General features: G+C 63.8%; 28 protein-coding genes. 14 read left to right on the top strand and 14 right to left on the bottom strand.

Annotated features, from left to right (window positions below; translation table 11 throughout):
- Window positions 1-30 precede the first annotated feature (30 nt).
- From ASD12_RS30755 to ASD12_RS30745, 3 genes are read right to left on the bottom strand one after another with little or no spacing between them, the layout of a single operon-like run.
- On the bottom strand, window positions 31-2,853 hold the full coding sequence (locus tag ASD12_RS30755; RefSeq protein ID WP_056595735.1) for a DUF4159 domain-containing protein: 2,823 nt from the start codon (window positions 2,851-2,853) through the stop codon (window positions 31-33).
- Window positions 2,850-3,764, bottom strand: a complete 915-nt coding sequence (locus tag ASD12_RS30750) for a DUF58 domain-containing protein (protein ID WP_056595732.1) — start codon at window positions 3,762-3,764, stop codon at window positions 2,850-2,852. Before ASD12_RS30750 ends, ASD12_RS30755 begins: the two co-directional genes overlap by 4 nt.
- The gene (locus ASD12_RS30745; RefSeq protein WP_056595729.1) at window positions 3,764-4,768 is read right to left on the bottom strand and encodes a MoxR family ATPase; all 1,005 of its coding nucleotides are present in this window, start codon (window positions 4,766-4,768) and stop codon (window positions 3,764-3,766) included. Before ASD12_RS30745 ends, ASD12_RS30750 begins: the two co-directional genes overlap by 1 nt.
- A 141-nt stretch (window positions 4,769-4,909) precedes the next feature.
- Between ASD12_RS30745 and ASD12_RS30740 the strand changes: the two genes are divergently transcribed.
- From ASD12_RS30740 to ASD12_RS30730, 3 genes are read left to right on the top strand one after another with little or no spacing between them, the layout of a single operon-like run.
- Window positions 4,910-5,539 (top strand): DUF1285 domain-containing protein, encoded by a 630-nt coding sequence (locus tag ASD12_RS30740; RefSeq protein WP_056595726.1) that lies wholly within the window; start codon window positions 4,910-4,912, stop codon window positions 5,537-5,539.
- Window positions 5,539-6,171 carry a CoA pyrophosphatase gene (locus ASD12_RS30735; protein WP_056595723.1) on the top strand — a complete coding sequence of 211 codons (633 nt, stop codon included), beginning with the start codon at window positions 5,539-5,541 and terminating at the stop codon, window positions 6,169-6,171. Before ASD12_RS30740 ends, ASD12_RS30735 begins: the two co-directional genes overlap by 1 nt.
- Window positions 6,168-7,433, top strand: coding sequence for a CCA tRNA nucleotidyltransferase (locus ASD12_RS30730; RefSeq protein ID WP_056595720.1), 1,266 nt, complete (start codon window positions 6,168-6,170; stop codon window positions 7,431-7,433). Before ASD12_RS30735 ends, ASD12_RS30730 begins: the two co-directional genes overlap by 4 nt.
- Window position 7,434: 1 nt before the next feature.
- Here ASD12_RS30730 and ASD12_RS30725 read toward each other — a convergent pair whose 3' ends face one another.
- The 3 genes from ASD12_RS30725 to hemF form a co-directional block, all read right to left on the bottom strand.
- Window positions 7,435-7,620: a DUF1059 domain-containing protein gene (locus ASD12_RS30725; RefSeq protein WP_013529972.1), complete on the bottom strand. Its 186-nt coding sequence runs from the start codon at window positions 7,618-7,620 to the stop codon at window positions 7,435-7,437.
- A gap of 229 nt (window positions 7,621-7,849) precedes the next feature.
- A complete protein-coding gene (locus ASD12_RS30720) occupies window positions 7,850-8,110 on the bottom strand; it encodes a DUF1344 domain-containing protein (RefSeq protein ID WP_056595718.1) in 261 nt (86 codons plus the stop codon).
- A 258-nt stretch (window positions 8,111-8,368) separates the two neighbouring features.
- A complete protein-coding gene (hemF, locus tag ASD12_RS30715; protein ID WP_056595715.1) occupies window positions 8,369-9,283 on the bottom strand; it encodes an oxygen-dependent coproporphyrinogen oxidase in 915 nt (304 codons plus the stop codon).
- Window positions 9,284-9,397: 114 nt separating this feature from the next.
- Between hemF and ASD12_RS30710 the strand changes: the two genes are divergently transcribed.
- Window positions 9,398-9,655 carry a hypothetical protein gene (locus ASD12_RS30710; protein ID WP_027030665.1) on the top strand — a complete coding sequence of 86 codons (258 nt, stop codon included), beginning with the start codon at window positions 9,398-9,400 and terminating at the stop codon, window positions 9,653-9,655.
- Here the strand turns inward: ASD12_RS30710 and soxR are convergent.
- Together soxR and ASD12_RS30700 are read right to left on the bottom strand one after the other, a co-directional pair.
- On the bottom strand, window positions 9,652-10,098 hold the full coding sequence (soxR, locus tag ASD12_RS30705) for a redox-sensitive transcriptional activator SoxR (RefSeq protein ID WP_056595707.1): 447 nt from the start codon (window positions 10,096-10,098) through the stop codon (window positions 9,652-9,654). The genes ASD12_RS30710 and soxR overlap by 4 nt on opposite strands.
- 175 nt (window positions 10,099-10,273) lie before the next feature.
- The gene (locus ASD12_RS30700; protein ID WP_056595703.1) at window positions 10,274-10,732 is read right to left on the bottom strand and encodes a tRNA (cytidine(34)-2'-O)-methyltransferase; all 459 of its coding nucleotides are present in this window, start codon (window positions 10,730-10,732) and stop codon (window positions 10,274-10,276) included.
- A gap of 442 nt (window positions 10,733-11,174) precedes the next feature.
- Here ASD12_RS30700 and ASD12_RS30695 point away from each other — a divergent pair, with 442 nt between their 5' ends.
- The 5 genes from ASD12_RS30695 to ASD12_RS30675 are packed head-to-tail and all read left to right on the top strand — an operon-like array spanning window position 11,175 to window position 16,177.
- The gene (locus ASD12_RS30695) at window positions 11,175-11,570 is read left to right on the top strand and encodes a hypothetical protein (protein ID WP_056596013.1); all 396 of its coding nucleotides are present in this window, start codon (window positions 11,175-11,177) and stop codon (window positions 11,568-11,570) included.
- 29 nt (window positions 11,571-11,599) lie between these two features.
- Window positions 11,600-13,486: an ABC transporter ATP-binding protein gene (locus tag ASD12_RS30690; protein ID WP_056595700.1), complete on the top strand. Its 1,887-nt coding sequence runs from the start codon at window positions 11,600-11,602 to the stop codon at window positions 13,484-13,486.
- Window positions 13,487-13,496: 10 nt separating this feature from the next.
- On the top strand, window positions 13,497-15,380 hold the full coding sequence (locus ASD12_RS30685; protein WP_056596010.1) for an ABC transporter ATP-binding protein: 1,884 nt from the start codon (window positions 13,497-13,499) through the stop codon (window positions 15,378-15,380).
- 4 nt (window positions 15,381-15,384) lie between these two features.
- Window positions 15,385-15,864 carry a GNAT family N-acetyltransferase gene (locus tag ASD12_RS30680; RefSeq protein ID WP_056595697.1) on the top strand — a complete coding sequence of 160 codons (480 nt, stop codon included), beginning with the start codon at window positions 15,385-15,387 and terminating at the stop codon, window positions 15,862-15,864.
- Window position 15,865: 1 nt separating this feature from the next.
- Complete coding sequence (locus tag ASD12_RS30675) at window positions 15,866-16,177, top strand: DUF6665 family protein (protein ID WP_056595694.1); 312 nt, start codon at window positions 15,866-15,868, stop codon at window positions 16,175-16,177.
- A 3-nt stretch (window positions 16,178-16,180) separates the two neighbouring features.
- Here ASD12_RS30675 and ASD12_RS30670 read toward each other — a convergent pair whose 3' ends face one another.
- Entirely contained in the window at window positions 16,181-16,525 is a 345-nt protein-coding gene (locus ASD12_RS30670; RefSeq protein ID WP_056595691.1) for a cupin domain-containing protein, read from the bottom strand.
- 314 nt (window positions 16,526-16,839) lie between these two features.
- Here ASD12_RS30670 and petA point away from each other — a divergent pair, with 314 nt between their 5' ends.
- The 5 genes from petA to ASD12_RS30645 all read left to right on the top strand — a co-directional run bounded on the left by petA (window position 16,840) and on the right by ASD12_RS30645 (window position 21,572).
- Entirely contained in the window at window positions 16,840-17,400 is a 561-nt protein-coding gene (gene petA, locus ASD12_RS30665; protein ID WP_013529984.1) for a ubiquinol-cytochrome c reductase iron-sulfur subunit, read from the top strand.
- A 16-nt stretch (window positions 17,401-17,416) separates the two neighbouring features.
- Window positions 17,417-18,718 (top strand): cytochrome b N-terminal domain-containing protein, encoded by a 1,302-nt coding sequence (locus ASD12_RS30660; RefSeq protein ID WP_056595688.1) that lies wholly within the window; start codon window positions 17,417-17,419, stop codon window positions 18,716-18,718.
- Window positions 18,719-18,807: 89 nt separating this feature from the next.
- Entirely contained in the window at window positions 18,808-19,680 is an 873-nt protein-coding gene (locus ASD12_RS30655) for a cytochrome c1 (protein WP_056595685.1), read from the top strand.
- A gap of 191 nt (window positions 19,681-19,871) precedes the next feature.
- Window positions 19,872-21,017: an alpha-hydroxy acid oxidase gene (locus ASD12_RS30650; RefSeq protein ID WP_056596007.1), complete on the top strand. Its 1,146-nt coding sequence runs from the start codon at window positions 19,872-19,874 to the stop codon at window positions 21,015-21,017.
- A 9-nt stretch (window positions 21,018-21,026) separates the two neighbouring features.
- On the top strand, window positions 21,027-21,572 hold the full coding sequence (locus ASD12_RS30645) for an adenine phosphoribosyltransferase (protein WP_056595682.1): 546 nt from the start codon (window positions 21,027-21,029) through the stop codon (window positions 21,570-21,572).
- Between the two features lie 167 nt (window positions 21,573-21,739).
- On the opposite strand, the gene ASD12_RS30640 is transcribed toward ASD12_RS30645, so the two are convergent.
- From ASD12_RS30640 to pth, 5 genes are all read right to left on the bottom strand, one after another.
- On the bottom strand, window positions 21,740-22,210 hold the full coding sequence (locus ASD12_RS30640; protein ID WP_056595679.1) for a MaoC family dehydratase: 471 nt from the start codon (window positions 22,208-22,210) through the stop codon (window positions 21,740-21,742).
- Window positions 22,207-22,683: a MaoC family dehydratase gene (locus ASD12_RS30635; protein WP_056595677.1), complete on the bottom strand. Its 477-nt coding sequence runs from the start codon at window positions 22,681-22,683 to the stop codon at window positions 22,207-22,209. The genes ASD12_RS30640 and ASD12_RS30635 overlap by 4 nt, the downstream gene beginning before the upstream one ends.
- A gap of 127 nt (window positions 22,684-22,810) precedes the next feature.
- On the bottom strand, window positions 22,811-23,785 hold the full coding sequence (gene corA, locus ASD12_RS30630) for a magnesium/cobalt transporter CorA (protein WP_056595674.1): 975 nt from the start codon (window positions 23,783-23,785) through the stop codon (window positions 22,811-22,813).
- A gap of 239 nt (window positions 23,786-24,024) precedes the next feature.
- Window positions 24,025-25,128 carry a redox-regulated ATPase YchF gene (ychF, locus tag ASD12_RS30625; RefSeq protein ID WP_056595672.1) on the bottom strand — a complete coding sequence of 368 codons (1,104 nt, stop codon included), beginning with the start codon at window positions 25,126-25,128 and terminating at the stop codon, window positions 24,025-24,027.
- Between the two features lie 91 nt (window positions 25,129-25,219).
- Complete coding sequence (gene pth / locus ASD12_RS30620) at window positions 25,220-25,945, bottom strand: aminoacyl-tRNA hydrolase (RefSeq protein ID WP_056595670.1); 726 nt, start codon at window positions 25,943-25,945, stop codon at window positions 25,220-25,222.
- Between the last annotated feature and the right edge of the window lie 23 nt (window positions 25,946-25,968).

Below are 25,968 nucleotides of genomic sequence, written 5' to 3'. Positions count from 1 at the left end.
CGCGTAGGCAGCACAGCAAAGAACGTCATCTTACTGGCCCAGCCGTTCGAGCAGTATGGGCACGTGCACCTGGTCGGATTTGTAGTTGCCGGTCAGCATGTACATCATGATGTTGACGCCGGCGCGCAGCGCGTAGATGCGCTGCATCGGGTCCGCCGGCACGGTCGGCAGCAGCGGATCGCCATTCTCGTCTACCGCCCACGCGCCGGCGAAATCATTGGCGGTGATCATGATCGGCGAGACGCCGTCGCCGGTGCGCACCGGCCGGTTCTCGGCGTTGCTGGCCTCGAGTGACGCCTCGACCCACAGTGGGCTGCCGGCGAAGCGGCCGGGAAATTCGGGCAGGATGAAGAAGGATTTGGTCAGCACATGATCGGACGGCACCGGCTCCAGCGGCGGCACGTTGAGGTTGCCGAGGATGTCGCGCAGCCGCTCCGTCGCCGGGCTGGTCGAATCGGCGCCGATGCCGTTGGCGAACTGGTCGCGGGTGTCGAACAGCACCGTGCCGCCTTGCTGCATATAGGCGTCGATGCGGGCGATCGCGGCCTGGCTCGGCATCGGAGCGGCCGGATCGATCGGCCAGTAGATGAGCGGATAGAACGACAGCTCGTCCTTCGAGATGTCGACACCGGCCGGCTCGCCTGGTTCCAGTGCCGTCTTCTCGACCAGGAAGCGGGTCAGGCCCTCGAGCCCGGCGCGGCTGATCGAATCGTCGCCCGGCACGCCGGTCAGCACATAAGCGATGCGGGTCTTCGAAATCGCCTCTATGGCAACCTCGTCGCCCGGCTTGGCATCGTCGGCGCGCGCGAGATCGGCATGGCCGAACAGCGCGCCAAGCGCAATCAGGACTGCTGCTGTGGTAGCCACGGCGCCGGCGCGGCGCGGCCGGCGTGAAAACAGGCCGCCCATCCAGAACACCGCCAGCGTATCGAGCAGCATCAGCACCAGGGCAGCCGCGACCAGAGCGCCCTTCAGGTTGCGCGATTCATCAAAGGCATACTGGATCGATGTGACGGGAACAGTGATTTGCGGGCGTACCAGCGGGGCCAGCGTGCTGTCGGCTTCAAGCAGATTGTGGGCAAACACGCCCGTCTCGGAACCATAGAGGCCGGGCGGGTTTTCAAAAGTCACCGGCAGGGCACCGGCGCCCGGCACCAGCGGCCGCGCGTCCGGTGTCGGCGGCACCAGCGAGCCATCAGCCGCGATCATGCGGTAGGGTGCCAGCGAGGTGGCGGCGGCTTCGGCATTGGCGATCGCCGCACCCTGGTTGCGTGACAGCTGCACGATACGGCGCAGCATCTCGACGAAGCTGCCCGAGATCGGCAGGTTCGACCAGGTCGCCTCGGGGGTGACGTGAAACAGAACCAGCGTGCCCTTGCCTTTCTTCAGGCCGGTGACCAGAGGCGTGCCGTCGGCAAGGGCCGCCCAGGTGCGCTCGACGATGTCGGGCGTCGGCTCGGCCAGCACCTGCCTGCTGACGGTGACCTCGGTCGGCGGCGCCAGATCGGCGAACGGGCCGGCCTTGGGGAATTCGGTGACCGGCTGCGGCGACGTCCATGACAGTGCGCCGCCGAGCGAACGCTCGCCGGTGCGCAGGCGGACCGGCAGCAGATCTTCGTCATTGCCGGCGGCGGCCAGTCGCGATCCGGCGAAACGCACTAGCGTGCCGCCATTGTCGACCCAGTCGACCAGCCTCTGCCGGACCTGTGCGGGAATGGTGCCGATGTCGGCCATGATGATCATCGCCGGCTTTTGGTCGAGGATCTGCGGGATGGCATCGGCGAGGTCGGCGCTGGAGGGTTCGACCAGATCGGCGAAGGGCTGGAGCGCGCGCCTGATGTAATAGAGCGGTGACAAAAGCGGCTGCGCCTGATCGGCCTCGGCCTGCGACAACAGCCCGACGCGGCGGCGCTTGGAGCTTTCGTCGAGAACGCGGACGGCACCTGCCTGGCGCTCGCCGTCGAGCGTGATCGAAGCGAAGTCGTTGCGCAGCTCGAACGGCACCGCCATCGTGCCGGTGGCGGTGGTTTCGCCAGGCGAAAAAGTCAGCGTCGCATCGGCGATGCGGCGGCCCTTGTCGTCGAAGGCGCCGGCGGTCACCTGCGCCGGGGCCGGGTCGCCCGGTGCGCGAATGGCGGTTAGCGCAAAGCCGTCGACCTGGTTATCGGAGGTGGTCAGGCCGGTCAGCGACAGCCGGTCGGCGGTTGCCCAGACGACGCGGGCGGCGTTCTTCGACAACAGCGTGTTGAAGGCGGCCTCGTCGCCCTTTGCCGCAAGGCCGTCGGCAAGCACGGCGACGCTGGCGCCAGGCAAAGTCTCCAGCACGCCGGCGACGCGGGCATAGACGGCGGGCCGGTCGGTCGGGATCGGCCGTGGCTTGGCTGCGCGCAGCCGGTCAAGGGCTGCGGCGGCATCGAACGGGCCGATCTCCGCATTGGCTTTTTCGGCGGTGAAGGCGATGACGACAGGCACGCCGTTCGAGCCGGCATCGTTGATCAGCCGTTCGGCTGTGGCGACGCGCTTGCCCCAGTCGGCGGCACTTGCCCAGTCATTGTCGATGACCAGCGCAAGCGCGGCACCTTCGGCCGGCAGCTTTTCGCGCGGGTTGAAGACCGGGTCGGCCAATGCGGCGACGATGAGCGCCGCCATCAGGAGCCTGAGTAGCGTCAGCCACCACGGGCTCTGCTGCGGCGTCTCCTCGCGCTTCAGCACACGGGCCAAGATTTTCAGCGGCGGGAAGATTTCGGTCTGCGGTTTGGGCGGTGTCAGCCGCAACAGCCACCAGATCACCGGCAGCGCCAGCAGGCCCCACAGCACCATGGGGGCGCCAAAGGAGAGCGGCAGCCAGCTCATGCGACAGCCTTTCCGATGGAGGGGCCATCGGCGGTCATCGCCATGTGCAGGCGCACCAGCGCATCGGACGCCAGCCGGTCGGTGTGGTTGACGGTAAAGCTCCAGCCGAGCCGTCTGCACCAGGCGGCCAGTTCGTGGCGGCGGGCGGTGTAGAGCAGGCGATACTCGTCACCCAGCATTTCGGCGCGGCCGGCGGTCAGCTTGTCGCCGGTCTCGGGATCGGTGAACTCGGTGCGGCCGGCATAGGGGAAGGTTTCCTCGGCCGGGTCGGCAACCTCGATCAGATGCGCGCGCACGCCGTGGCGGGCGAGCACGTCGAGCCACGCCATCGTCTCCTCGACGGGATCGAGGAAATCGCTGGCGATGACGATGTCGCAGAAGCGCCTGATATCGGACAGATCGGGTTTTGCCGGCAAGTCGCCGGCATGCATCAGCTGGGCGGCGATGCGCTCGGCGCCGTTGCGGGCGGTGAACGGATCGGTGAGGCCGGGCCAGGCGATGCGCTCGCCGCTGCGCGACATCAATTCGGCCATGGCCAGCGCCAGTACCAGCGCGCGCGATTGCTTGGAAACGCTGGCGCCGGTCGACTTGTAGAGCATCGAGGGCGAGGGGTCGGCCCACAGCCATACCGTATGGGCGGCTTCCCATTCGCGGTCGCGCACGTAGGTGTGGTCATCGCGCGCCGAGCGGCGCCAGTCTATGCGTGAGGCATCGCCTTCGACATAGGGCCGGAACTGCCAGAAATTCTCGCCGATGCCGCGCTTGCGGCGGCCATGCCAGCCGGCGATCACCGTGTTGACAATGCGCCGCGCCTCGACCAGCAGGTCGGGAACCAGCGAGGCCCGCAACCGGCCACGGGCGAGCGCGTCGCGCGTCGCGGCCGGTGCTTGGAGCTCGCCAATATGCGCCATCAGATACCTTTGGCCAGTTTCGCCACCACGTCGCGCACGCTGGTGCCTTCGGCGCGGGCGGCGAAGGTTAGCGCCATGCGATGCTGCAGCACCGGCTCGGCCAGCGCGCGGACATCGTCGATCGAAGGCGCCAGCCGCCCGTCGTAGAGCGCGCGCGCCCTTGTGCACAGCATCAACGCCTGGCTGGCGCGCGGGCCGGGGCCCCAGGCGACATGCTTGTCGGTCTCGGCATTGCCCTGGCCGGGACGCGCCGAGCGCACCAGGGTGAGGATCGCCTCGACGACGCTTTCGGGCACCGGCATGCGGCGGATAAGCGTCTGGATTTCCTTCAGCCGCGCCGGCTGCAGCACGCTCTGGGCTTTCGCGTCCTCGATGCCGGTGGTTTCCAGCAGGATGCGGCGCTCGGCCTCGATTTCGGGATAGAGGATGTCGACCTGCATCAGGAAGCGGTCGAGCTGCGCCTCGGGCAGCGGATAGGTGCCTTCCTGCTCCAGCGGGTTCTGCGTTGCCAGCACGTGGAAGGGCGCCGGCAGATCGTAGCGGGCGCCGGCAATGGTGACATGGTATTCCTGCATCGCCTGCAGCAGTGCCGACTGGGTGCGCGGCGAAGCGCGGTTGATCTCGTCGGCCATCAGAAGCTGGGCGAAGATCGGCCCGGAGATGAAGCGGAAGGAACGCTTGCCGATCTCGTCCTGCTCCATCACTTCGGAGCCGAGGATATCGGACGGCATCAGGTCCGGCGTGAACTGGATGCGGCGCGAATCGAGGCCGAGCACGATGCCCAGCGTTTCGACCAGCTTGGTCTTGGCGAGGCCCGGCACGCCGACCAGCAGCGCATGGCCGCCGGCCAAAAGCGCCACCAGGGTGCGCTCGACGACACTCTCCTGGCCGAAGATGACCCGACCGACCCCGTCACGGATTCTGGAAATATCCGCCAGCGCCTTCTCGGCCTCGGCGATCATGTCCTTTTCGCTGATCGGGCTTTCCTTGACCATTACGCTCATGCCGCATCGATCCTCGTGGTTGGAAATACCAGCTCGCAGCATACCATGACTGCCGCGATTCGGCCTCGCCCAGCGTCTGCATTTGAACTTAAATCACAGACTTAGGCTGACAAGCGGAACAACAGTGACTATTTCGTGACCATGACGGGACCCTTGGAACATCGTGAAGAAAGCCTCACGACCGCCACTGAAGCGCGCGGTCTCGAGGCGCTGATCTCGCGCGCGGCCCGCGCCGGCAAGGGCGCGGCACCCGTCGAACGCTGGAATCCCGACTTTTGCGGCGATCTCGACATGGAGATCAAGGCCGACGGCACCTGGTTCTATCTGGGTACGCCGATCGGCCGCATGCCGCTGGTGCAGCTTTTCTCCTCGGTGCTGCGCAAGGACGAGGACGGGAGGACCTATCTGGTGACGCCGGTGGAGCGAGTCGGCATCCGCGTCGCCGATGCGCCCTTCATCGCCGTCGAGATGGATGTTTCTGGCGGCGGTGACGCGCGGATCATCACCTTCCGTACCAATGTCGGCGACGTCGTCGAGGCCGGGCCGGAGCGGCCGCTGCGCTTCGTCGACGAGAACGAGACCGGCGGGTTGAAGCCCTATGTGCTGGTGCGCGGCCGCCTGGAGGCGCTGGTGGCGCGGCCGGTGATGTATGAGTTGGTCGGGCATGGCGAGGAGGTCGAGATCGGCGGCAAGACAATGTTTGCCGTGCGCTCGAAGGGCGCGGTGTTCCCGATCATGCCGGCGGACCAGTTGAAGTGGCTGAGCGCGTGATGGACCAGATGTCGCAGGCGCCGTTTTCATCAGCGGATTTTCGGGCGCGCTTTGCCGCGCAGCCGGATGCGCATGCCGGTGACGACTATGGCGATCATCGCTTCAACCCCGGTCATCCGCGCCTCAACCAGGGCAAGGCGTTGCGCGATGCGGCCGTGCTGATCCCGGTTGTCGATCATCAGGGCGATGCGACGGTTCTCTTGACCAAACGGGCCGAAAAGCTGCGCAACCATTCGGGACAGGTCGCCTTTCCCGGCGGCACCATCGACCCGACCGATCCGAGCCCGGAGGCTGCGGCGCTACGCGAGACCTTCGAGGAGATCGGCCTTGGCGGCGATCGCATCGAGATCATCGGCCGCATGCCCGACTATGTCGCCGGCAGCGGCTACCGCATCGCACCGGTGCTGGGCATCGTGCGGCCAGGTTTCCATCTCGCCTTGAATGCCGACGAGGTCGATGCCGCCTTCGAAGTGCCGCTGCGCTTTCTGATGGACCCGGCCAACCACAAGCGTGACAGCCGCATGTGGAACGATCTCGAATGGTTCTTCTACGACATGCCTTATGGCGACCGGCGCATCTGGGGCGTCACCGCCGGCATCATCCGTACGCTGTATGAAAGGCTCTATGTGTGAGTGTCTCGATCGCGAGCAGGGCCGACTGGCTCACCGACAAGCATCTGCAGCGCCTGCTGGCCGCACTGGCCGAGGGCGGTGAGGAGGCGCGTGTCGCGGGCGGTGCGGTGCGCAACACGCTGATGGGCCAGCCGGTCGCCGACATCGACATCGCCACCACATGTTTGCCGCAGGAAACCATCCGCCGCGCCGAGGCGGAAGGCTTCAAGGCGGTGCCGACTGGCATCGAGCACGGCACGATCACCGTGGTCGCCGGCGGCAAGCCTTATGAGGTCACCACCTTGCGCGCCGACATCGAGACCGATGGGCGACGCGCCAAGGTGTCGTTCGGGTGCGACTGGAAGCTCGACGCCGAGCGGCGCGATTTCACCATCAACGCGCTCTATGCCGAGGCTGATGGCAAGGTGGTCGACCTGGTCGGCGGCATCGCCGACATCGAGGCACGCCGGCTGCGCTTCATCGGCGATGCGGAGGCGCGTATCCGCGAGGATTACCTGCGCATCCTGCGTTTCTTCCGCTTCTTCGCCTGGTATGGCGACGGCCGGCCGGATGCCGAGGGATTGAAGGCCTGCGCCCGACTGAAGGAAGGGCTGGCCCAGCTTTCGGCTGAGCGCATCTGGTCGGAACTGAAGAAGCTCTTGTCGGCGCCTGATGCCTCGCGGGCGCTGCTCTGGATGCGGCAGGCGAGTGTGTTGACCGCCGCGCTGCCGGAAAGCGAGAAATGGGGCATCGACGCGATCCATGGGCTAACCAAGGCCGAGAAGGATCTAGGCTGGGCACCTGACCCGCTGCTGCGGCTGGAAGCGATCGTGCCGCCGGATGCGGCGCGCATGAAGACGCTCGCCGAGCGGCTCAAATTTTCGACTGCTGAAGCGGATCGCCTGCGCCACTGGGCGCTGACCACCGCCGTCGAGCCGAAGACGACCGAGGGCGAACTGGCGAAAAGGCTCTATCGCGGCGACCGGCAGGGATTTGTCGACCGTCTGCGGCTGTCGCTTGCGGCAGCCAGGGTGCGCGCTGTCGAGGACAATGAGGCGCTGCTCGAAGCCGGTGGCTTTTCGCGCCTGCTTGCCTTCGCCACCAAATGGGAAAAGCCGTTGTTTCCGCTGAAAGGTGCCGATCTGACCGCGCTCGGTGCAACTCCGGGGCCGAAACTGGGCGAAGTCCTCAAGAATCTGGAGGCGGAATGGGTCGAAGCCGGTTTTGCCCCTGATCGCGACGCGCTCCTCATGCGCGCCGCCGAAGCCTTGAAGGCCGGGTAGATCAGGCCGCGTCGCGGGTCTTCTCGATGCGCGAGCGGATCGCCTCGATCATCGTCTCGCGGATGACCGTTTCGCCATGCGTCTCGCGCATGTGCTCGACGGCACGGCGCATGACCTCGGCCTCCTCGTCGGCACGCGTGTGCCAGTCACAGCCGGGCACGAGCGACCCGCAGTGAAATTCCTTCATGAGATTTCTCCTTTTCCTCCGTGGAGCCTGAGGCTCCGACACCTTTTTTTGGCTCACGGCCCAATCCGAGATCGAATCCTGGGGCCGCGAGCGGGAGAGCAGCATAACACACATGGGGTGACATTGGTTGCGGTCAACGGTGAAAAGGCGGAGCAGCGCTGCTCCTCCCTCTTACGCTACCCCGAAACAGGACCGGATATCGTCTCATCCTGCTCTGGCAGGCAAGCCGTCATTTTGCGATCTTTACGGCCTCGGCGACTTTGTTCTTTCCTTTCATATCCCATGAGACGCGGACCTTTTCACCGACCGTCAGGCCAGGATCCTTGAAGGTCTTGGCAAGCGTAAAAGACGATCCATCATCGAGGACCAGGCTCATGGCCGTCGTGTCAAAGGTCTTGATCGTCCCGGTGGTATGCTTGACGGCGGCGAATGCCACCGAACCGGAAGCGAGAAGGGCAGCGGCGGCTGCCGAAACAATGATCTTGCGCATTGTGGAGTACTCCTGGGGAGGCGGGCATCCTTTTTGACGAAGATGTCCCGCATCGTCTGGGCCGTCCGGTCGCGTCGGGTCGCGGCTCGCCCTCAGGCGAACCGCCGGCGCTTCCCGACCTGGCGCCACAAATAGACCAGTCTTTTCAAGAGCCTATTAGACGAAAAAGAAATTTTTTCGCCGCACCGCGTGCCACATTCCATGCCCATTTCGAGCGAATGGGACATCAATGCGGCTCACGCCGCGCTCACCATCTTGTTACGGCCAGCGAACCTCGGGCGGCAGGCTGGAGAGGATGGCTGCGACGTTGCCGCCAGTCTTCAGTCCGAAGATGGTGCCGCGATCGTGAAGCAGGTTGAATTCGACATAGCGGCCACGGCGGATGAGCTGTTCGTCGCGGTCGCCGTCGGTCCAGTTCTCGTTGAAGTTGGCGCGCACGAGGTGGCCGTAGACGACGAGAAAAGAGCGGCCGACATCCTGGACGAAGTTGAAATCGGCATTCCAGCCGCCTTTGTCCTCGCCCGAATGCAGCCAGTCGAAGAAGATGCCGCCAGTACCGCGCGGCTCGTTGCGGTGCGACAGATAGAAATACTCATCGCACCAGGCCTTAAATTTCGGGTAGTCGGCAACGGCGGCGTTCTTCTCACAGGCGAATTGCATGGCGCGGTGGAAGGCGACCGTGTCGGGGTCGTCCTGGGTGCGACGGCGGTCAAGCACCGGCGTCAAATCGGCGCCGCCGCCGAACCATTGGCGAGATGTGACCACCATGCGCGTGTTCATGTGCACGGCCGGAACGTTTGGGTTCCAGGGATGCGCGATCAGCGAAATGCCAGATGCCCAGAAGCGCGGGTCTTCCTCGGCGCCGGGCATCTGCTTCCTGAATTCGGCTGAGAACTCGCCATAGACGGTCGAGGTGTGGACGCCAACCTTCTCGAAGACGCGGCCGTGCATCATCGACATGGTGCCGCCGCCGCCGCGGCCCTCGTCGCGTTCCCATGGCGTCTTTTCGAAACGGCCCGGCGACCATGAGGCCAGCGGCCCGCCAAGATCCTGCTCGATCTGCTCGAAGGTGGTGCAGATGCGTTCGCGCAACGCCTCGAACCACAGCCGTGCCTTCATCTTCTTCTGTTCGATGTCGGCGGGCAGGCCTGCCGGTATTTCAGGTCGTTCCAAGTGCCGTCTCCGGTTGGGGCGGCGAGTCCCACAAATGACTCGTCTTTTGCCGGCGCGATCCCTAATCTCTTAGAGGACAGGGTCAAGTGTCATTACGGTGCAAGGAGTTGTTTCGTGCGCACCCCGGCAAGACCGCCGCTGGATGGCCTGAAGAAAAGGCTCGACCAAAGCCGGGCCGAGCGCGCGCGCATGCCGCGCGACGGTTTCCTGCGCGAGACCTTCGTGCTGCCGCGCTCCGATGCGCGGCTCAAGGCCAAGGAGTGGTTCGAGCGCTTTCCCAAGCAGGCCTACTGGACCGAGATCGAAAGCTGGTTCGAGCGGCCGGGCGACCTGATCGAGTTCACCATCAGGCGGTTGCCGGTGGCGGACTAGGACTCTACCAACAACCGCCTCGCGCCCGTGCCTTCCTTCGCCAGCCGGTCGCCCTTGTTGCGCAGCGGGCATTTGTCGATGGACATGCAGCCGCAGCCAATGCAATCGGTCAGCCCGTCGCGCAGTTTCTTCAACTGGGCGATCTTGTGGTCGAGCCTGTCGCGCCAGGCGGTCGACAGCAGGTTCCAGTCATCGCGTGTTGGCGTGCGCCCCTCGGGTAGCGATGCCAGGGCCGTGCCGATTTCGGCCAGCGAGATGCCGACCTCTTGTGCCACCTTGATGATCGCCACGCGCCTCAGCACGTCGCGGCTGTAGCGGCGCTGGTTGCCTGATGTGCGGTGGCTGCGGATCAGGCCGCGGGCCTCATAAAAATGCAGCGCCGACACCGCCACCCCGCTGCGCATGGCCACCTGGCCGACCGTCAATTCCGTTACTGGCGCCATTTCTCACTTTCCGCTTGACCTCAAGTTAAGTTGAGCTTGTAGCGAAGAAACCCTGAATGTGCAAACGAAGCAGAAGGCGATGTGCGCCTGGGTCAAGATGACGGGAGACGGAGTGCCGATAGGTCTTGACGCAATTCCGGACGGAAAACCGCTTCACACTTTTCCTGGAATTGCTTTAGCCGAGTTGCCGGATGGCTTCGCCCGCCACCATAGCGACGGAAAGCGCGACGTTGATGCTGCGCGCCGTGCCCTGCATGGGGATGGTCAGCCGCGCATCCGCCGCCTGATGGACAGGATCCGGAACGCCTGCGGATTCGCGGCCAAACAGAAGGATGTCGCTATCGGCGAAGGTGAAGCTGGTGTAAGCGGTCGTGGCTTTGGTCGACAGCAGCACCACTCGGTTCGCGCGGGCTTTGCGCCAGTCCTCGAAGGCGTGCCAGTCGACATGCCGGGTCAGGGCAGCCATTTCGAGGTAATCCATGCCGGCTCGCTTGAGCGCTTTGTCGGAGAGCGGAAAGCCGGCCGGTTCGATGATGTCGACGCCGAGCCCGAGGCAAGCGGCGAAGCGCAGGATTGTCCCTGTGTTGCCGGCGATATCCGGCTGGTAGAGCGCGATGCGGAGACGACAGTTCACTTCCGCGTCCTTCTAATAAGTGGCAGATCGGCCACAGCGGGCTCGCGGTTTTGGAAATTGCTGGACCTGCGGGTGGCCATTTTCTGCGAAGTCGGGTATGTCAGCTCCATTGTCAACCCGAACCGATGGAGGGGTAATTCATGATGACCATGCACATCCAGCGCCCCTCTCGTGGGCTTACCTGCCTGCCGGCGGTTTCGGTACGACGATTCTCCTGACCCTCTAAGACTTGATCGCACCGATTCCCGCCGAAACGATTTTTCGGCTCTCGAAGGAATCCTGCGATGTTTTCGAAAAGTCAAAAGGGCTGAACGCCCCACCTGAGCATGTCCGGACCGATGCTTATCGTGTCTCGACCGACGCAATGCGTGCCTCCGGCCGAATGCCGGCGGACGAAATTGCTTCGCCTTTTTATCTCTATTTTCACACGGAGGACGGACCGATGTTCGATCCCTACAGAATACCGGGCTCGAGGAGCCTGCATATCCACCGACTGCCGACCTGGGCACTGCTGATCGGCGACACCTATTCGTCGGCGGTTCACGCCGAAGTCCGCCGCCGGCCGCATCGCGGCATGCTGCCGGACGTCGATTTCTCGCGCGCGGTTCCCGACCCCAGCCGGCCGTCGCTGGTGCGCCGGATCATCCGGCTGGTCCGACCCGGCGCGAAAATCCGGATCGTGAACAGTGCGCCGTCAGGATCATCAGGCGCACCTGTCGGCGAAAGGCCCGCGAGCCCCTATATTGCGCGAAGCAGGGCCGACGGTCCGGATGATTCCGGACCGTCGGCCCTCGACGCCGTGGGTTCCGGAGACTTCGTACGCTCCCGTGCCGCATAAGCGGAAAACAGATTTCATGAGCATGACCTATGTTGTTGTTTAGCTGGTTTGAAAGACGGCTCGATCCGTTCCCCGCGGTGGAACCGGTCGAGCCGCCCAGGACGCTGGTTGCCTTCTGCGTGCATTATACGCGCGGCGCGTGGCCCTATATCCTTCTCGACGCGGTGCTGGTGACGGCCATCGCGATCGCGGAAGTGTGGATGTTCGGCTTCCTCGGCCGCATCGTCGACTGGCTGTCGGGGCAGAATCGCGAAACCTTCCTGCAGACGGAAGCCTGGAAGCTCGCCGGCATGGCCTTCATCGTGCTGTTTGCGCTGCCGGGCACGGTATGGCTGCATTCGCTGCTCAACCAGCAAACGCTGATGGGCAACTATCCCATGCGCATCCGCTGGCAGGTGCATCGCTATTTGCTCAAGCAGTCGATGAGTTTCTATCAGGACGAGTTCGCCGGTCGCATCGCCACCAAGCTGATGCAGACGGCGCTCGCCGTGCGCGAATGCGTCATCAAGCTGATCGATGTCCTGAACTACGTCATCGTCTATTTCCTCGGCATGCTGGTCATCGTCGGTTCGGCCGACTGGCGGCTGGCGGCGCCACTCGGCGTCTGGCTGGTCGGTTACATCCTGTTGCTGCGCTATTTCATCCCGAAGCTGGGCAAGGTCGGCGAGGAGCAGGCCAATGCGCGCTCGACCATGACCGGCCGCGTCGTCGACAGCTACTCCAACATCCAGACGGTCAAGCTGTTCAGCCACGCACGCCGCGAAGCATCGTTCGCGCGGGAAGGCATGGCCGGTTTCCTGCAGACGGTCTACCGGTCGATGCGGCTGGTGACGGTGCTTTTCGGCCTGCTCTACATCATGAATTCGCTGCTGCTGTTTTCGGTGACGGCGATGGCGCTGTGGCTGTGGCTCGGCCAGTCGGTGACGATCGGCGCGGTCGCCGTGGTCATCGGGCTGGTGCTCAGGCTATGGGGCATGTCGCAATGGATCATGTGGGAAATGTCGGGCCTGTTCGAGAATATCGGTACGGTGCAGGACGGCATCGCCTCGATCTCGTTGCCACGCCTGGTCGAGGACAAGCCTGGCGCGAAGGACATCGCCGTTTCCAGGGGTGAGATACGCTTCGAGGACATCCGCTTCCACTATGGCAAGCAGAAAGGGGTGATCGAGAACCTGTCGCTGGCGGTGAAGCCGGGTGAGAAGGTCGGTATTGTCGGCCGCTCCGGCGCCGGCAAATCGACGCTGGTCAACCTCCTGCTGCGTTTCTACGACCTGGAGAGCGGAAAGATCCTGATCGACGGCCAGGAGATCGCCGATGTGACACAGGATTCGCTGCGCGCCCAGATCGGCATGGTCACCCAGGACACCTCGCTGCTGCATCGTTCGGTGCGCGAGAACATCCTCTATGGCCGGCCCGACGCCTCGGAAGAGCTGCTTGTCGAGGCGGCGGGCCGCGCCGAGGCGCTGGACTTCATATCAGGGCTTTCGGACGCCAAAGAGCGCAAGGGCTTCGATGCCCATGTCGGCGACCGCGGCGTCAAATTGTCCGGCGGCCAGCGGCAACGCATCGCCATTGCTCGCGTTATGTTGAAGGACGCACCTATACTTATCCTTGACGAAGCGACCTCGGCGCTTGATTCCGAAGCCGAGGCGGCGATCCAGGAGAATCTCTACAAGCTCATGCAAGGCAAGACCGTCATCGCCATCGCGCACCGGCTGTCGACCATCGCGGCGATGGACAGGCTGGTGGTGATGGACAAGGGGCGTGTCATCGAGGAAGGTTCGCACGAGGAACTCGTCGCCAAGGGCGGGCTCTACGCGCAGCTCTGGCAGCGCCAGTCGGGCGGGTTCCTGCTTGAGGACGGTCCCGCCGACGCCGCCAATGACGCACTTGCAAAGGGGCAAGCCGCAGAATGATGGCCGCCGCATGATGACAGCCGTCTATCGCTGGTTCGAGAACTGGGTCTATCCGTTCAGGGAGCCAGCGAATCTTCGGCCACCGACTGGTGTCGGCGGCTTTCTCTGGCACTATGTCGGCCAGGCGAAGTTCGCCTTCTTCGCCATGCTGGTCATCGGCGGCATCGCGCCGCTGGTCGAGGCCGGCCTGTTCTACTTCGTCGGGCGGCTGGTCGATATTCTCGACCAGCTTCCCGCCGAGCGCAGCTGGCACGCCTTGTGGAATGCCGCCGGCTCTGAACTGGTGTTCATGATCGCGGTGGTGCTGGTCATCCGCACCGTCGTCGTCGGGCTGTCGACGCTGGTCGACGAACAGACGATCACGCCGGGCTTCTACAATCTGGTGCGCTGGCAGGCGCACCGGCATGTCTCGCGACAGTCCTACACCTTCTTCCAGAACGATTTTGCCGGCCGCATCGCGACAAAAGTCTGGCAGGCGGGGCAAGCGACCGGCGACCTGATGGAGAGCTTCATCGAGGTCATCTGGTTCATGCTCATCTATACGGTGACGACGCTGGCGCTGGTCGCCGGGCTGGATCTCAGACTGGCGGCGCTGGTGGTGATCTGGATCCTTGCTTTCGGCTGGCTGGCCAAGCTCTATCTGCCGGCAATCCGCAAGCATGCGGAGGAGGCCGCCGAAGCCGGCTCGATGATCAATGGGCGCATCATCGATTCCTATTCCAACGTTCAGACGCTGAAGCTGTTCTCGGCCGATGGCGACGACCGCTACATCAAGAACGGCTTCGACATCTATCTCGACGCACTACGGCCCTTCACCCGCCGGCTGACCGGCGTGCGCATGGCGCTGACGACGCTGTCGGGCATCATGATCACGGCGATCGGCTGTTTTGCCGTCTATCTCTGGGTCGAGGGCTCGATCACCGTGGGCGCGGTCGCCTTCACGCTGTCGCTGGTCCTGCGGCTCAACATGCTGCTCGGGCGGGTGATGATGCAGCTCAACAGCATATTGCGAAACCTCGGCGTGCTGGAGAACTCCAAGGCGCTGATCTCGCAACCGCTCGGGCTTGTCGATGCGCCCGATGCGAAGGAGCTTGTCGTGACCGGCGGTCGCATCGAGGTCAGGAACGTCAAGTTCCATTACGGCAAGGGCTTCGGCGTGCTGAACGGCATCAACCTCGTGGTGAAGCCGGGCGAAAAGGTCGGACTGGTCGGACCGTCCGGCGCCGGCAAGACGACGCTCGCCAATCTGATGCTGCGCCTCTACGATTTGGAAGGCGGGTCGATCACCATCGACGGTCAGAACGTTGCCCAGGTCACGCAGAATTCGCTGCGCGCCAATATCGGCGTCGTCAGCCAGGATACGGCCCTGTTCCACCGTTCGCTGCGCGACAACATCAAGCTCGGCATGCCGGACGCCACCGACGCCGAGGTGATCGCGGCGGCGAAGAAGGCCGAGGCGCACGAGTTCATCCCGACCTTGCGCGACAACAGGGACCGCGCCGGCTACGAGGCCTTTGTTGGCGAGCGCGGCGTCAAACTGTCGGGCGGCCAGCGTCAGCGCGTGGCGATCGCCCGTGTCTTCCTCAAGGACGCGCCGATCCTGATTCTCGACGAAGCGACCTCGGCACTCGATTCCGACATCGAGGCGGCGATCCAGGAGAATCTGACGCGGCTGATGGAAAACAAGACGGTCATCGCCATCGCCCACCGGCTGTCGACGATCGCAGCACTCGACCGGCTGGTGGTGCTGGACGGCGGCCGCATCGTCGAGCAGGGCACGCATGACCAGTTGGTGGCGCTCGACGGGCTCTATGCGCGGCTGTGGAAGCGGCAGTCTGGCGGTTTTCTCTATCACGAGGACAGCGTGCTCGAAGAGACACGCCCGGCGGAGTAACTCCATGGGTGGGTCGCCAGAGGTCAGCCCAGAGGTCACCTATGTGCTCAAGCGGCTCCGGCCAACCATGCCGGCCTTCGATACGCTGAAGGAGGAGAGCCGGCTGGAAGGCTTCTGGATGCTGGTGCGCCTGGCGGATGGCTGGGCAAGCGGCCGCAACAAGTTCCTGAAGCGCGGCGAGGTGCTGTACGGAGCCTGGCAAGGCCGGGAACTCGCCGGCGTTTGCGGGCTGAACATCGATCCTTATTTCGAGGGCAGGGACCACGGTCGGGTCCGGCACCTGTTCGTCACTGCGCGCCACCGTCGCACCGGCCTTGGCCGGATGCTGGTCGAGACCGTTATCGACAAGGCACGTCACCATTTCGCCGTGCTGAACACGCGCGCGCCGCAAGAAGCCTTCGGTTTCTATGAACGGCTTGGCTTTCAGCGCGTGGAAGGCGAAGACTTCGTCACACACCGCGTGATTTTCGGGAAAGGGGGCTGAAATGTCCTTGCGTCCGCCATCTCATCTTGCCGGCGCCTCGGCTGCCGAAGCCGCCTTCGACGCACTCGGCCATGAAATCCTGGCGGAGAAGGCGGCGGCGCTCGGTCGCGCCGGCCAGCGGGTGGAGGAAACGCTGGCCAGGCTGCGCGACAATAGCGACGAACAGCTGCGGCCGGGGCTTCTGAAGGACGCTGCCGAGGCGGTGCACGGTTATTTCATCCAGCGCGAACTGTGCGGGTTGCGCAAGCACGATGCCGTCATTCGCGAATACAGCATCCCAAAGGCGGTGCTGGCCAGGCTCGGCGCGAAATAGGGATCACTCCAGCCATTCGGTAATAAAGCAGCCGTTCTCGTGGATATCGGTCGTCTCCAGCGGGCCGGGGCCGAGATTGGTGAATTTGTGCGGCGTGTTGGCCGGTACGATCAGGATCTGGCCGGTGGAGGCCTCGATTTCCTTGTCGCCAACGGTGAACAGGCCGGTGCCCTGGCGGATGATGAAGATCTCTGCGTAGGGATGCATGTGCAGCCGGGGACCGCCGCCGACGTCAGGCAGGTGGTTGAAGATCAGGCAGGAGTTGGAGCCGTAGGCGCCGCATTGCAGCTCGCCCTTCCAGCGGTCGGAGCCAACGGCCCGGGTGTCGCGGTCTATGACGTGTGCCATGGCGGCAAGGATAGACTCGGCTGACGCCCTGTGTCGAGACGAAGGGGGATGTCGGATTTGCGGTTGTTTCCCGGTTGTTTAGCGACGTTTGGCGGCTATCCGGCGCCGCGTTGCCCGGCTGCGGATTTTGTCCCCGCGACAATCTGCCCTTGTGCCTTCACCCGTCTGGACAAAAACGGGCTTCACGCATAAACCGAAGTCCAAATGCCGGAGGAATTCGCAAGCCTGTTCGCCATGCGCTGTCGGGTTGGCGTAATTGAGCAGGGAACAAGGCTCAGCCACCGGCACGGAAGAGGCGAAAGGATCAGGCACCCGTGAGCGCAACCGACACCCAGGATCCCAACCGTCGTGATTTTCTCTACGTCGCCACCGGCATGGCCGCAGTGGTCGGCGCGGGTGCCTTCGCATGGCCGTTCATCGACCAGATGCGCCCCGACGCCTCGACGCTGGCGCTCGCCTCGGTCGAGGTCGATGTCGCCTCGCTGACGCCGGGCATGTCGCTGATCGTCAAGTGGCGCGGCAAGCCGGTGGTGGTGCGCAACCGCACCGAACAGGAAATGAAGGACGGCGAGGCGGTCAAGCTGGCCGATCTCAAGGATCCGATCGCCCGCAACGCCAATCTGCCGGCCGACGCGCCGGCGACCGACGCCAACCGCACAACGCCCGGCAAGGAAGCCTGGATGGTGATGGTTCAGGTCTGCACGCATCTGGGCTGCATTCCGCTCGGCCAGGAAGGCGATTTCGGCGGCTGGTTCTGTCCGTGCCACGGTTCGCAATACGACACCGCCGGCCGCATCCGCAAAGGGCCGGCGCCCGAGAACATGGCGGTTCCAGTATTCAAGTTCATTTCCGATACCAAGATCCTTATCGGTTGAGGCAGGGGATATTTCGATGAGCGAGGGACACTCGACCTACACGCCCAAGACCGGTATCGAACGCTGGTTCGACGCCCGCATGCCGCTGCCGCGGCTGGTCTATGACAGCTTCGTCGCCTATCCGGTGCCGCGCAACCTCAACTATGCGTGGACCTTCGGCGGCATCCTGGCGATCATGCTGGTGTCGCAGATCCTGACCGGCATCGTTCTTGCCATGCACTACACGGCCGACGTCAATCTCGCCTTCGGCTCGGTCGAGAAGATCATGCGCGACGTGAATTCGGGTTGGCTGCTGCGTTACCTGCATTCGAACGGTGCCTCGTTCTTCTTCGTCGCCGTCTACATCCACATCTTCCGCGGCCTCTATTACGGCTCCTACAAGGCGCCACGCGAGCTGCTGTGGATCCTCGGCTGCATCATCTACCTCTTGATGATGGCGACCGGCTTCATGGGCTACGTGCTGCCATGGGGGCAGATGAGCTTCTGGGGCGCCACCGTTATCACTGGCTTCTTCAGCGCCATTCCGCTCGTCGGCGACTGGATCCAGCAGCTGCTGCTCGGCGGCTTTGCCGTCGACAATCCGACGCTGAACCGCTTCTTTGCGCTGCATTACCTGCTGCCATTCATGATTGCCGGTGTCGTCGTGCTGCACGTCTGGGCGCTGCATGTCGTCGGACAGAACAACCCGACCGGCATCGAGATCAAGTCGAAGACCGACACCGTCGCCTTCACCCCCTACGCGACCATCAAGGACGCGTTCGGCATGATCGTATTCCTGTTCTTCTTCGCCTATTTCGTCTTCTACCTGCCGAACTATCTCGGCCACCCCGACAACTACATCGTCGCCAACCCGCTGAAGACGCCGGCTCATATCGTGCCCGAATGGTACTTCCTGCCGTTCTACGCGATCCTGCGCGCCATCACCTTCAATGTCGGGCCGATCAACTCCAAGCTCGGCGGCGTGCTGTGCATGTTCGGCGCCATCGTCATGCTGTTCCTGGTGCCGTGGCTCGACACGTCGAAGGTGCGCTCGGCGGTCTATCGGCCCTGGTACAAGCTGTTCTTCTGGCTGTTCGTGGCCGATGCCATCCTGCTTGGCTGGCTGGGCTCGCAGCCCGCCGAAGGCAGCTATGTCTTCATGGCGCAGATGGCGACACTGTTCTACTTCGCCTTCTTCCTGATCGCGTTGCCGGTGCTCGGCCTGATCGAGACGCCGCGCAGGGTGCCGAACTCGATCACCGAGGCGGTGCTCGAGAAGAACAAGGGCGGCGGCGGACATCCGATAGGCGCCACGGCCGCGCCAGAGACCAAGGGCTGAGCATGATCCCGAAAAGTGGGAACCGGTTTTCGGACAAGATCATGCTCAAACAGGAAGACAGAGCGGTAGAGAATCTAAGGGGATTTGGCATGAAAAAGATTCTCACCTCGCTGGCGCTGGTCGGCCTTGTGGCCGCCGGCATTGGGGCAGCAGGCACTTGGGCGATGGCCGCCGAAGAAGCACACAATGCGGCCGCGCCGACGCACTTCCCGATCAACGAGCCGAAGGAGATGAGCTGGAGCTTTACCGGCCCGTTCGGCACCTATGACAAGGCGCAGCTGCAGCGCGGCCTGAAGGTCTACAAGGAAGTCTGTTCGGCCTGCCATTCGATGAACCTGGTGGCGTTCCGCACGCTGTCGGACCTCGGCTATTCCGATGCTCAGATCAAGACGCTGTCGGCCGAGTACACCATCCATGACGGTCCCAACGACGCCGGCGACATGTTCGACCGTCCCGGCAAGCCGTCCGACTATTTCCCGGCCCCCTTCGCCAACGAGGAGGCGGCTGCTGCCTCCAACGGTGGTGCCGCTCCGCCCGACATGTCGCTGCTGGCCAAGGCACGCGGCGTCGAGCGCGGCTTTCCGCAATTCGTCTTCGACATCTTCACCCAGTATGATGCGGGCGGTCCCGACTATATCCACTCGCTGTTGACCGGTTACGACGAGACGCCGCCCGCCGGCATGGTCATCCCGGAAGGAACGCACTACAACCCGTACTTCATGTCGGGCGTGTCGCTGAAAATGCCGAAGCCGCTGTCCGACGGCCAGGTGACCTATGATGACGGCTCGCCTCAGACAGTCGACCAGTATTCCCGTGACGTAGCGACCTTCCTGATGTGGGCGGCCGAGCCGCATATGGAAGACCGCAAGAAGACCGGTTTTCGCGTGCTGGTGTTCCTGCTTCTGTTCGGCGCGCTGGTCTACCTCACCAAGCGCAAGGTGTGGGAAGGCGTGGCGCATTAAGCTGCGCCAGAGAAATACGATCACGAAGGGCGCCGGAAGGCGCCCTTTTTGCTGAATCGGCGGGGCCGGCGCCCTGGGGGGCAGGTGCGGTCTTGTCGAACAGATCCGTTGGCATGGCGCCCTGTGATTGGTATGCCATGCGGGATCCGTGACGAAGGGATCGTCGACGGCATGGCATTTGGAATTCGATGATGCGGCTCAGTGACTGTCACAACTTTTCCGATTTCCGGCGCATGGCGCAGCGGCGGCTGCCGGGGCCGATCTTCAACTACATTGACGGCGCGGCAGACGACGAGGCCACCTATCGCCGCAACACCGCAAGCTTCGAGACCTGTGACCTGGTTCCCAATGTCCTGCGCGGGGTGAGCGAGGTCGACATGTCGGTGACGGTCATGGGCCAGAAGCTGGCGATGCCGTTCTATTGCTCGCCGACCGCCTTGCAGCGTTTGTTCCATCATCAGGGCGAGCGCGCGGTCGCCAGAGCCGCTGCCAAATACGGCACGATGTTCGGTGTCTCCTCGCTTGGCACCGTCAGTCTCGAGGAGGCGCGCAAGATCAGCAGCAGCCCACAGGTCTATCAGTTCTATTTCCACAGGGATCGCGGCCTCAACCGGGCGATGATGCAGCGGGCAAAGGCGGTTGGCGTCGAGGTGATGATGCTGACCGTCGACAGCATCACCGGGGGAAACCGCGAACGCGACAAACGCACCGGCTTTGCCATTCCCTTCAAGCTCAACCTGGCCGGAATGCTGCAGTTCGCGCTTAAGCCGGCCTGGGCCGTCAACTATTTCACCCATGAGGGGTTCAAGCTGCCGCAACTCGACGAGCATGTCGACATGGGCGGCGGCACGATGTCGATCAGCCGCTACTTCACCGAGATGCTCGACCCGTCGATGACATGGGACGACGTCGCCGAGATGGTCAAGCTTTGGTCGGGCCCGTTCTGCCTCAAGGGCGTCATGTCGGTGGAGGATGCCAGACGTGCCGTCGACATTGGCTGCAGCGGCATCGTGCTGTCGAACCATGGCGGCCGGCAGCTGGATGGCTCGCGCGCGGCCTTCGACCAGCTTGCCGAGGTCGTCGATGCGGTCGGTGACAGGATCGACGTCATCATGGATGGCGGCGTGCAGCGTGGCACGCATGTGCTGAAGGCACTGTCGCTCGGCGCCAAGGCCGTCGGCGTCGGCCGCTACTATTTGTTCCCGCTCGCGGCGGCCGGCCAGCCCGGCGTCGAACGGGCGCTTGAGCAGATGCGGGTCGAGATCGAACGCGGCTTGAAGCTGATGGGCTGCAGTTCGATCGAACAATTGTCGCGCAAGAATCTCCGTTTCAGGTAATCACGACCCATGAAATCCTCCCTTGAAGACACGCTGCTTGCCGCGATCCGCACCATTCCGGACTATCCCAGGCCCGGCATCCTGTTTCGCGACATCACCACATTGCTCGGCAATGCGCGCGCGTTTCGCCGCGCCATTGACGAGCTCGTGCATCCCTATGCCGGCCAGAAGATCGACAAGATCGCCGGCATCGAGGCCCGCGGTTTCATCCTCGGCGGCGCTGTTGCCCACCAGCTCTCGGCCGGCTTCGTGCCGATCCGCAAGAAGGGCAAGCTGCCCTTCGAGACGGTGCGCGTCGCCTACAGCCTGGAATACGGGCTGGATGAGATGGAGATGCACAAGGACGGCGTTGCTCCGGGCGAAAAGGTGATCCTGGTCGACGATTTGATTGCCACCGGCGGCACCGCGGAGGCGGCCGTCAAGCTGCTGCGCCAGATCGGCGCCGACATCCTCGCCGCCTGCTTCGTCATCGACCTGCCGGACCTCGGCGGCCGCGCCAAACTCGAAGCGCTCGGCGTACCGGTGCGGACGCTGATTGGGTTCGAAGGGCATTGAGACCGGTTTGCCAAAGGCAAATTGAAAGGCCCACCGGACCTTTCAAAGAGCTCGAACGCCCGGAGCGATAGCAGAGGGCCGGGAGGCAACGCAAACCACCAACGCTGGCGCCGCCCCTCGTCCGCCCTTCGGGCACCTTCTCCCCGCAAACGGGGCGAAGGAAGAAATTACTCGGCCTTCACCAGCACAGCGCTCTCGAACTCCAGCACCTTGTCGCCGATCGAATCGGAAGCCTCGCATCGCAGCGCCAGCAGCCGCCATCCGGGGCGTGAGGCGATCGGGCGGTGCGACAGTGCAGTGCGCGTGAAAGTGATGGTTTGCCCGGCATAGACCGGCTTCAGCCATTTCAGGTTCTTGAAGCCGGGCGAGGGGCCGAATTCCGGCACCGGGCCGGGGCCGCTCCAGGCCGCGACCTCGGCATCCATGCGGTTTTCCAGATTGAGTTTCATCCAGGTCGCTGCCGTGTGCCAGCCAGACGCGCAGAGGCCGCCGAGCACGCTTTTCTTCGCGGCCTCCTCGTCGATATGGAAGATTTGCGGATCGTATTTGCGAGCGAATGCCTTGATCGCTTCGGGCTCGAATGTGTGCGAACCGAGCGTGACGGTGGCGCCGATGCGGAAGAACTCGTCCAGTGTCATGCGGACCTCCCCGCGGCATCCCGCGTGAGGAACATGACCGAGTTCTCAAGCTCGAAGACGCTTTCGCCACGCTGGTTGAACAGCTCGCTGCGCATGGTCACCAAGCCGAGCTGCGGCTTCGATTTCGACAGGCGCTTGGCAACAACCAGCAGGGTGCCGGTGAGCTTGTCGCCGGCCAGGACCGGCTTCTTCCATTTGACCTGATCGACGCCGGGCGCGCCCTGGCAGGTCGAGTCCAGCAGGAACGCATCGCACAGCATGCGCATGAACATGGAGCAGGTGTGCCAGCCCGACGCCGCCAGCCCGCCAAGGATGCTGGCCCTGCCGGCTTCTTCGTCGAGATGCATCGGCTGCGGGTCGAATTCCGTGGCGAATTCGACGATCTCGGCGGCGCTGACCAGCTTCGAGCCGAGGTCGAGCGACGCGCCCTCGACGAAATCCTCATAAGCCCATGTTTTCATCTTTGCAGTCATGGTCTGAAATCCGGCTCACGAACCCGCGATCCCTGTGGATCTGGGTTTCCGGATGCAGGCCGCAGCGCATTTGGTCAAGAGATTTCTATAGCGCCACGTCGTGGCTGCATGGCCTCTGGCGGGCGGATCAGAGCCAGCCGCGGCGGCGGAAGTACCAGAAGGGCAGGATCGCCGACAGCACCATCATGGCGATGGCGAAGGGATAGCCCCACTCCCATTTGAGCTCGGGGATGACGTCGAAATTCATGCCGTAGATCGAGGCGACCAGCGTCGGCGGCAGGAAGATAACGGCGGCAACCGAGAAGATCTTGATGATGGCGTTCTGCTCGATCGAGATCATGCCAAGCGTAGCGTCGAGCAGGAAGGAAATCTTCTGCGACAGGAAGGTGGCGTGGTCGGCGAGCGACAGCACGTCACGCGACAGCGTCTTGATGCGCGCCTTGGTGTCCTTGCTCATCTTGGTGCGGGTCGAGGCATGAGCGAAAAAGCCGGCCAGGCGTTGCAGCGAGATCAGGCTGTCGCGGATCGAGGAGGCGATGTCCTCCTTGCGGCCGATCGCCTTCAGGAGTTCCTGGAAGTCGCGGTTGCGCTTGGAAACCTTGGTCGATCTCGCCTCGAAGATATCGCGCGAGATCGCCTCGATGTCGCGGCCAGCGCGCTCAAGGATGTCGGCGAGACGGTCGACGATTGCCTCCAGCAGCCCGATCAGGATGGTGTCGCCGCTGGTGCAGCCGGTCGCCACCTTCTCGGCGCGCTGCGGAAAGGTCTTGAAGGCCTTCGGTTCGTGATAGCGCACGGTGATCAGCCTGGTGCCGGCGAGCACGAAGGTGACCGGCGACATCAGCGGATCGTCGACCTCGGTCTGGGCGGGCAGGGTGGCGGTCATGAAATAGGCGCCGTCCTCGACATAGAGGCGGCTCGAAATCTCGATCTCCTCCATCTCCTCGCGTGTCGGAATGGCAACGCCGAGCCAGGTCTCGATCGTCGCTTCCTCTTCCTTTGTCGGGTTGAGCAGGTCGGCCCAGACGACATTGTCGCCGTCTTGCAAGAGATCATCGACGGCGCGCAGGCGGTCATTGTCCACGACGAAGGCCTTGATCATCGCCGGGTCTCCCTTGCTGGGGCCAAAGGGTGCGTTCAGATTGACGCGCTGTTTCGGATTGCGCGAGACGGGCACTTTCGCCGAAAGCGCCGACCGTGCGCCTGCCGCTTAGACCTGTGACGTGACAAAATCAAGACAAGGGGCGGTCCGGCGGATGGCCGCCGGCCGCTCAGAAAACTCGTCGAGAAAGCTTCGCAGACAGCTCGCCGGGATGTTTCGGATACCCGGCCGCCGAGGCGTCAAGTGTTGAACTTGAACAGCAGGATGTCGCCGTCCTGGACGACATATTCCTTGCCCTCGTCGCGCGCCTTGCCGGCTTCCTTGGCCGCCACTTCGCCGCCCAGCGTGACAAAGTCGTTGTAGGCGATGGTCTGGGCGCGGATGAAGCCGCGCTCGAAATCGGTGTGGATGACGCCGGCCGCCTGCGGTGCCTTGTCGCCCTTGTGGATGGTCCAGGCGCGCGTCTCCTTCGGCCCGACGGTGAAATAGGTGATGAGGTGCAACAGCTCGTAGCCGGCGCGGATCACCTTGTTCAGGCCGGGCTCGTCGAGGCCGAGCGAGGACAGGAATTCCATCTCTTCCTCGTCCGAGAGCTGGGCGACTTCGGCCTCGATCGCGGCCGAGATGACGACGGTGCTGGCGCCTTGCGCCGCAGCCATCTTCTCCACGGCCTTGGTGTGCTCGTTGCCGGTGGCGGCGTCGGCTTCGGCGACGTTGCAGACGTAGAGGACCGGGTGCGAGGTCAAAAGGTTGAGCCCCTGCAGGATGCGCAGGTCTTCCGCCGAAATGCCCTTGAGCAGGACGCGGGTCGGCTTGCCGGCTTGCAGCAGTTCGAGCGCTGCCTCCATCATCGGCAGCACGGTGGTCGCTTCCTTGTCCTTGCTGCCGGCGCGCTTGCGGAATTGCACGATGCGGCGCTCGAGGCTGTCGAGGTCGGCGAGCATCAGCTCGGTTTCGACCGTCTCGGCGTCGGCAACAGGGTCGATGCGGCCCTCGACATGGGTGATGTCGTCATCCTCGAAGCAGCGCAGCACATGCACGATGGCGTCGACCTCGCGAATGTTGGCGAGGAACTGGTTGCCCAGCCCTTCGCCCTTCGAGGCGCCGCGCACCAGGCCGGCAATGTCGACGAAGGAGATGCGGGTTGGGATGATCTCCTTCGACTTGCCGATCGCCGCGATCTTCTGCAGGCGCGGATCGGGCACCGCGACCTCGCCGGTGTTCGGTTCGATGGTGCAGAACGGATAGTTGGCGGCCTGCGCCGCAGCCGTCCTGGTCAACGCGTTGAAAAGCGTCGACTTGCCGACGTTGGGCAAGCCAACGATGCCGCATTTGAAACCCATTTTTGTCCGGTCCTATCGGGAAAATAGAAATTTGATCAGGGCTATGGGCGATAGGGGTGATCAACGTCAAGCCCCGTGGCGCCGATCCCGCTCAGTCCTTGCCGCCGAACAGCTTCTTCAGCATGGCGGCCATCGGGCCGGATTCCGGCAGCTTGGCGGGCATCTGTTGCGGCCGGGCCTGGCGGATGTGGCTCTGCTGCTTTGAGCCCTGCTGCTTTGGCGCCGGCTTTTCCGGTTCCGCGCCGGCCTTGCCCTGAACGGCGAGGCTGGCCTTGTTCATGAAGCCGGATTCGTCGTCCTTGGCGATCATGGCGGCATTGTCGGCGATCGCGTCGAGCAGCGGTTCGAGCCATTCGCGGTCGGCCTTGTCGAAATCGCCGAGCACATGATGCTGGACCATTTCCTTGACGCCGGGATGGCCGACGCCGATGCGCACGCGGCGATAGGCGTTGCCGACATGGCCGTCGATCGAGCGGATGCCGTTGTGGCCGCCAGCGCCGCCGCCGGTCTTGATGCGCAGCTTGCCTTCGGCGAGGTCGATCTCGTCATAGAAGACGGTGAGCGCGGAAAGCTCGAGCTTGTAGAAGCGCAGCGCTTCGCCGACCGATTGGCCGGACAGGTTCATGAAGGTCTGCGGCTTGATCAGGACGATTTTTTCGCCGCCAAGCGTGCCTTCTGAAATCAGGCCCTGGAATTTCTTGGACCAGGGCGAAAAGGAATGGCGGCGGGCAATTGCGTCCGCCGCCATGAAACCGACATTGTGCCTGTTATTGGCATATTTCGCGCCCGGATTGCCGAGGCCTGCAAAGACAAGCATCGTCTGCTCCGGGCGGGAAAGAG

The organism is Mesorhizobium sp. Root102 (genome assembly GCF_001425625.1).
GTDB lineage: Bacteria > Pseudomonadota > Alphaproteobacteria > Rhizobiales > Rhizobiaceae > Mesorhizobium.
This window is presented reverse-complemented; position numbering and strand designations above follow the sequence as displayed.

Excerpts from the sequence above, each read along its gene's own strand:
- ASD12_RS30735 (WP_056595723.1), top strand. The coding sequence starts at position 5,539 with ATGGACCAGATGTCGCAGGCGCCGTTTTCATCAGCGGATTTTCGGGCG.
- ASD12_RS30720 (WP_056595718.1), bottom strand. The coding sequence starts at position 8,110 with ATGCGCAAGATCATTGTTTCGGCAGCCGCCGCTGCCCTTCTCGCTTCC.
- ASD12_RS30645 (WP_056595682.1), top strand. The coding sequence starts at position 21,027 with ATGAAATCCTCCCTTGAAGACACGCTGCTTGCCGCGATCCGCACCATT.
- ychF (WP_056595672.1), bottom strand. The coding sequence starts at position 25,128 with ATGGGTTTCAAATGCGGCATCGTTGGCTTGCCCAACGTCGGCAAGTCG.
- ASD12_RS30750 (WP_056595732.1), bottom strand. The coding sequence starts at position 3,764 with ATGGCGCATATTGGCGAGCTCCAAGCACCGGCCGCGACGCGCGACGCG.
- ASD12_RS30695 (WP_056596013.1), top strand. The coding sequence starts at position 11,175 with ATGTTCGATCCCTACAGAATACCGGGCTCGAGGAGCCTGCATATCCAC.
- ASD12_RS30635 (WP_056595677.1), bottom strand. The coding sequence starts at position 22,683 with ATGACTGCAAAGATGAAAACATGGGCTTATGAGGATTTCGTCGAGGGC.
- ASD12_RS30650 (WP_056596007.1), top strand. The coding sequence starts at position 19,872 with ATGCGGCTCAGTGACTGTCACAACTTTTCCGATTTCCGGCGCATGGCG.
- corA (WP_056595674.1), bottom strand. The coding sequence starts at position 23,785 with ATGATCAAGGCCTTCGTCGTGGACAATGACCGCCTGCGCGCCGTCGAT.
- ASD12_RS30685 (WP_056596010.1), top strand. The coding sequence starts at position 13,497 with ATGATGACAGCCGTCTATCGCTGGTTCGAGAACTGGGTCTATCCGTTC.
- ASD12_RS30690 (WP_056595700.1), top strand. The coding sequence starts at position 11,600 with ATGTTGTTGTTTAGCTGGTTTGAAAGACGGCTCGATCCGTTCCCCGCG.
- ASD12_RS30680 (WP_056595697.1), top strand. The coding sequence starts at position 15,385 with ATGGGTGGGTCGCCAGAGGTCAGCCCAGAGGTCACCTATGTGCTCAAG.
- ASD12_RS30660 (WP_056595688.1), top strand. The coding sequence starts at position 17,417 with ATGAGCGAGGGACACTCGACCTACACGCCCAAGACCGGTATCGAACGC.
- ASD12_RS30755 (WP_056595735.1), bottom strand. The coding sequence starts at position 2,853 with ATGAGCTGGCTGCCGCTCTCCTTTGGCGCCCCCATGGTGCTGTGGGGC.
- ASD12_RS30640 (WP_056595679.1), bottom strand. The coding sequence starts at position 22,210 with ATGACACTGGACGAGTTCTTCCGCATCGGCGCCACCGTCACGCTCGGT.
- soxR (WP_056595707.1), bottom strand. The coding sequence starts at position 10,098 with ATGGCGCCAGTAACGGAATTGACGGTCGGCCAGGTGGCCATGCGCAGC.
- ASD12_RS30740 (WP_056595726.1), top strand. The coding sequence starts at position 4,910 with ATGACGGGACCCTTGGAACATCGTGAAGAAAGCCTCACGACCGCCACT.
- ASD12_RS30675 (WP_056595694.1), top strand. The coding sequence starts at position 15,866 with ATGTCCTTGCGTCCGCCATCTCATCTTGCCGGCGCCTCGGCTGCCGAA.
- pth (WP_056595670.1), bottom strand. The coding sequence starts at position 25,945 with ATGCTTGTCTTTGCAGGCCTCGGCAATCCGGGCGCGAAATATGCCAAT.
- ASD12_RS30725 (WP_013529972.1), bottom strand. The coding sequence starts at position 7,620 with ATGAAGGAATTTCACTGCGGGTCGCTCGTGCCCGGCTGTGACTGGCAC.
- ASD12_RS30670 (WP_056595691.1), bottom strand. The coding sequence starts at position 16,525 with ATGGCACACGTCATAGACCGCGACACCCGGGCCGTTGGCTCCGACCGC.
- ASD12_RS30745 (WP_056595729.1), bottom strand. The coding sequence starts at position 4,768 with ATGAGCGTAATGGTCAAGGAAAGCCCGATCAGCGAAAAGGACATGATC.
- ASD12_RS30655 (WP_056595685.1), top strand. The coding sequence starts at position 18,808 with ATGAAAAAGATTCTCACCTCGCTGGCGCTGGTCGGCCTTGTGGCCGCC.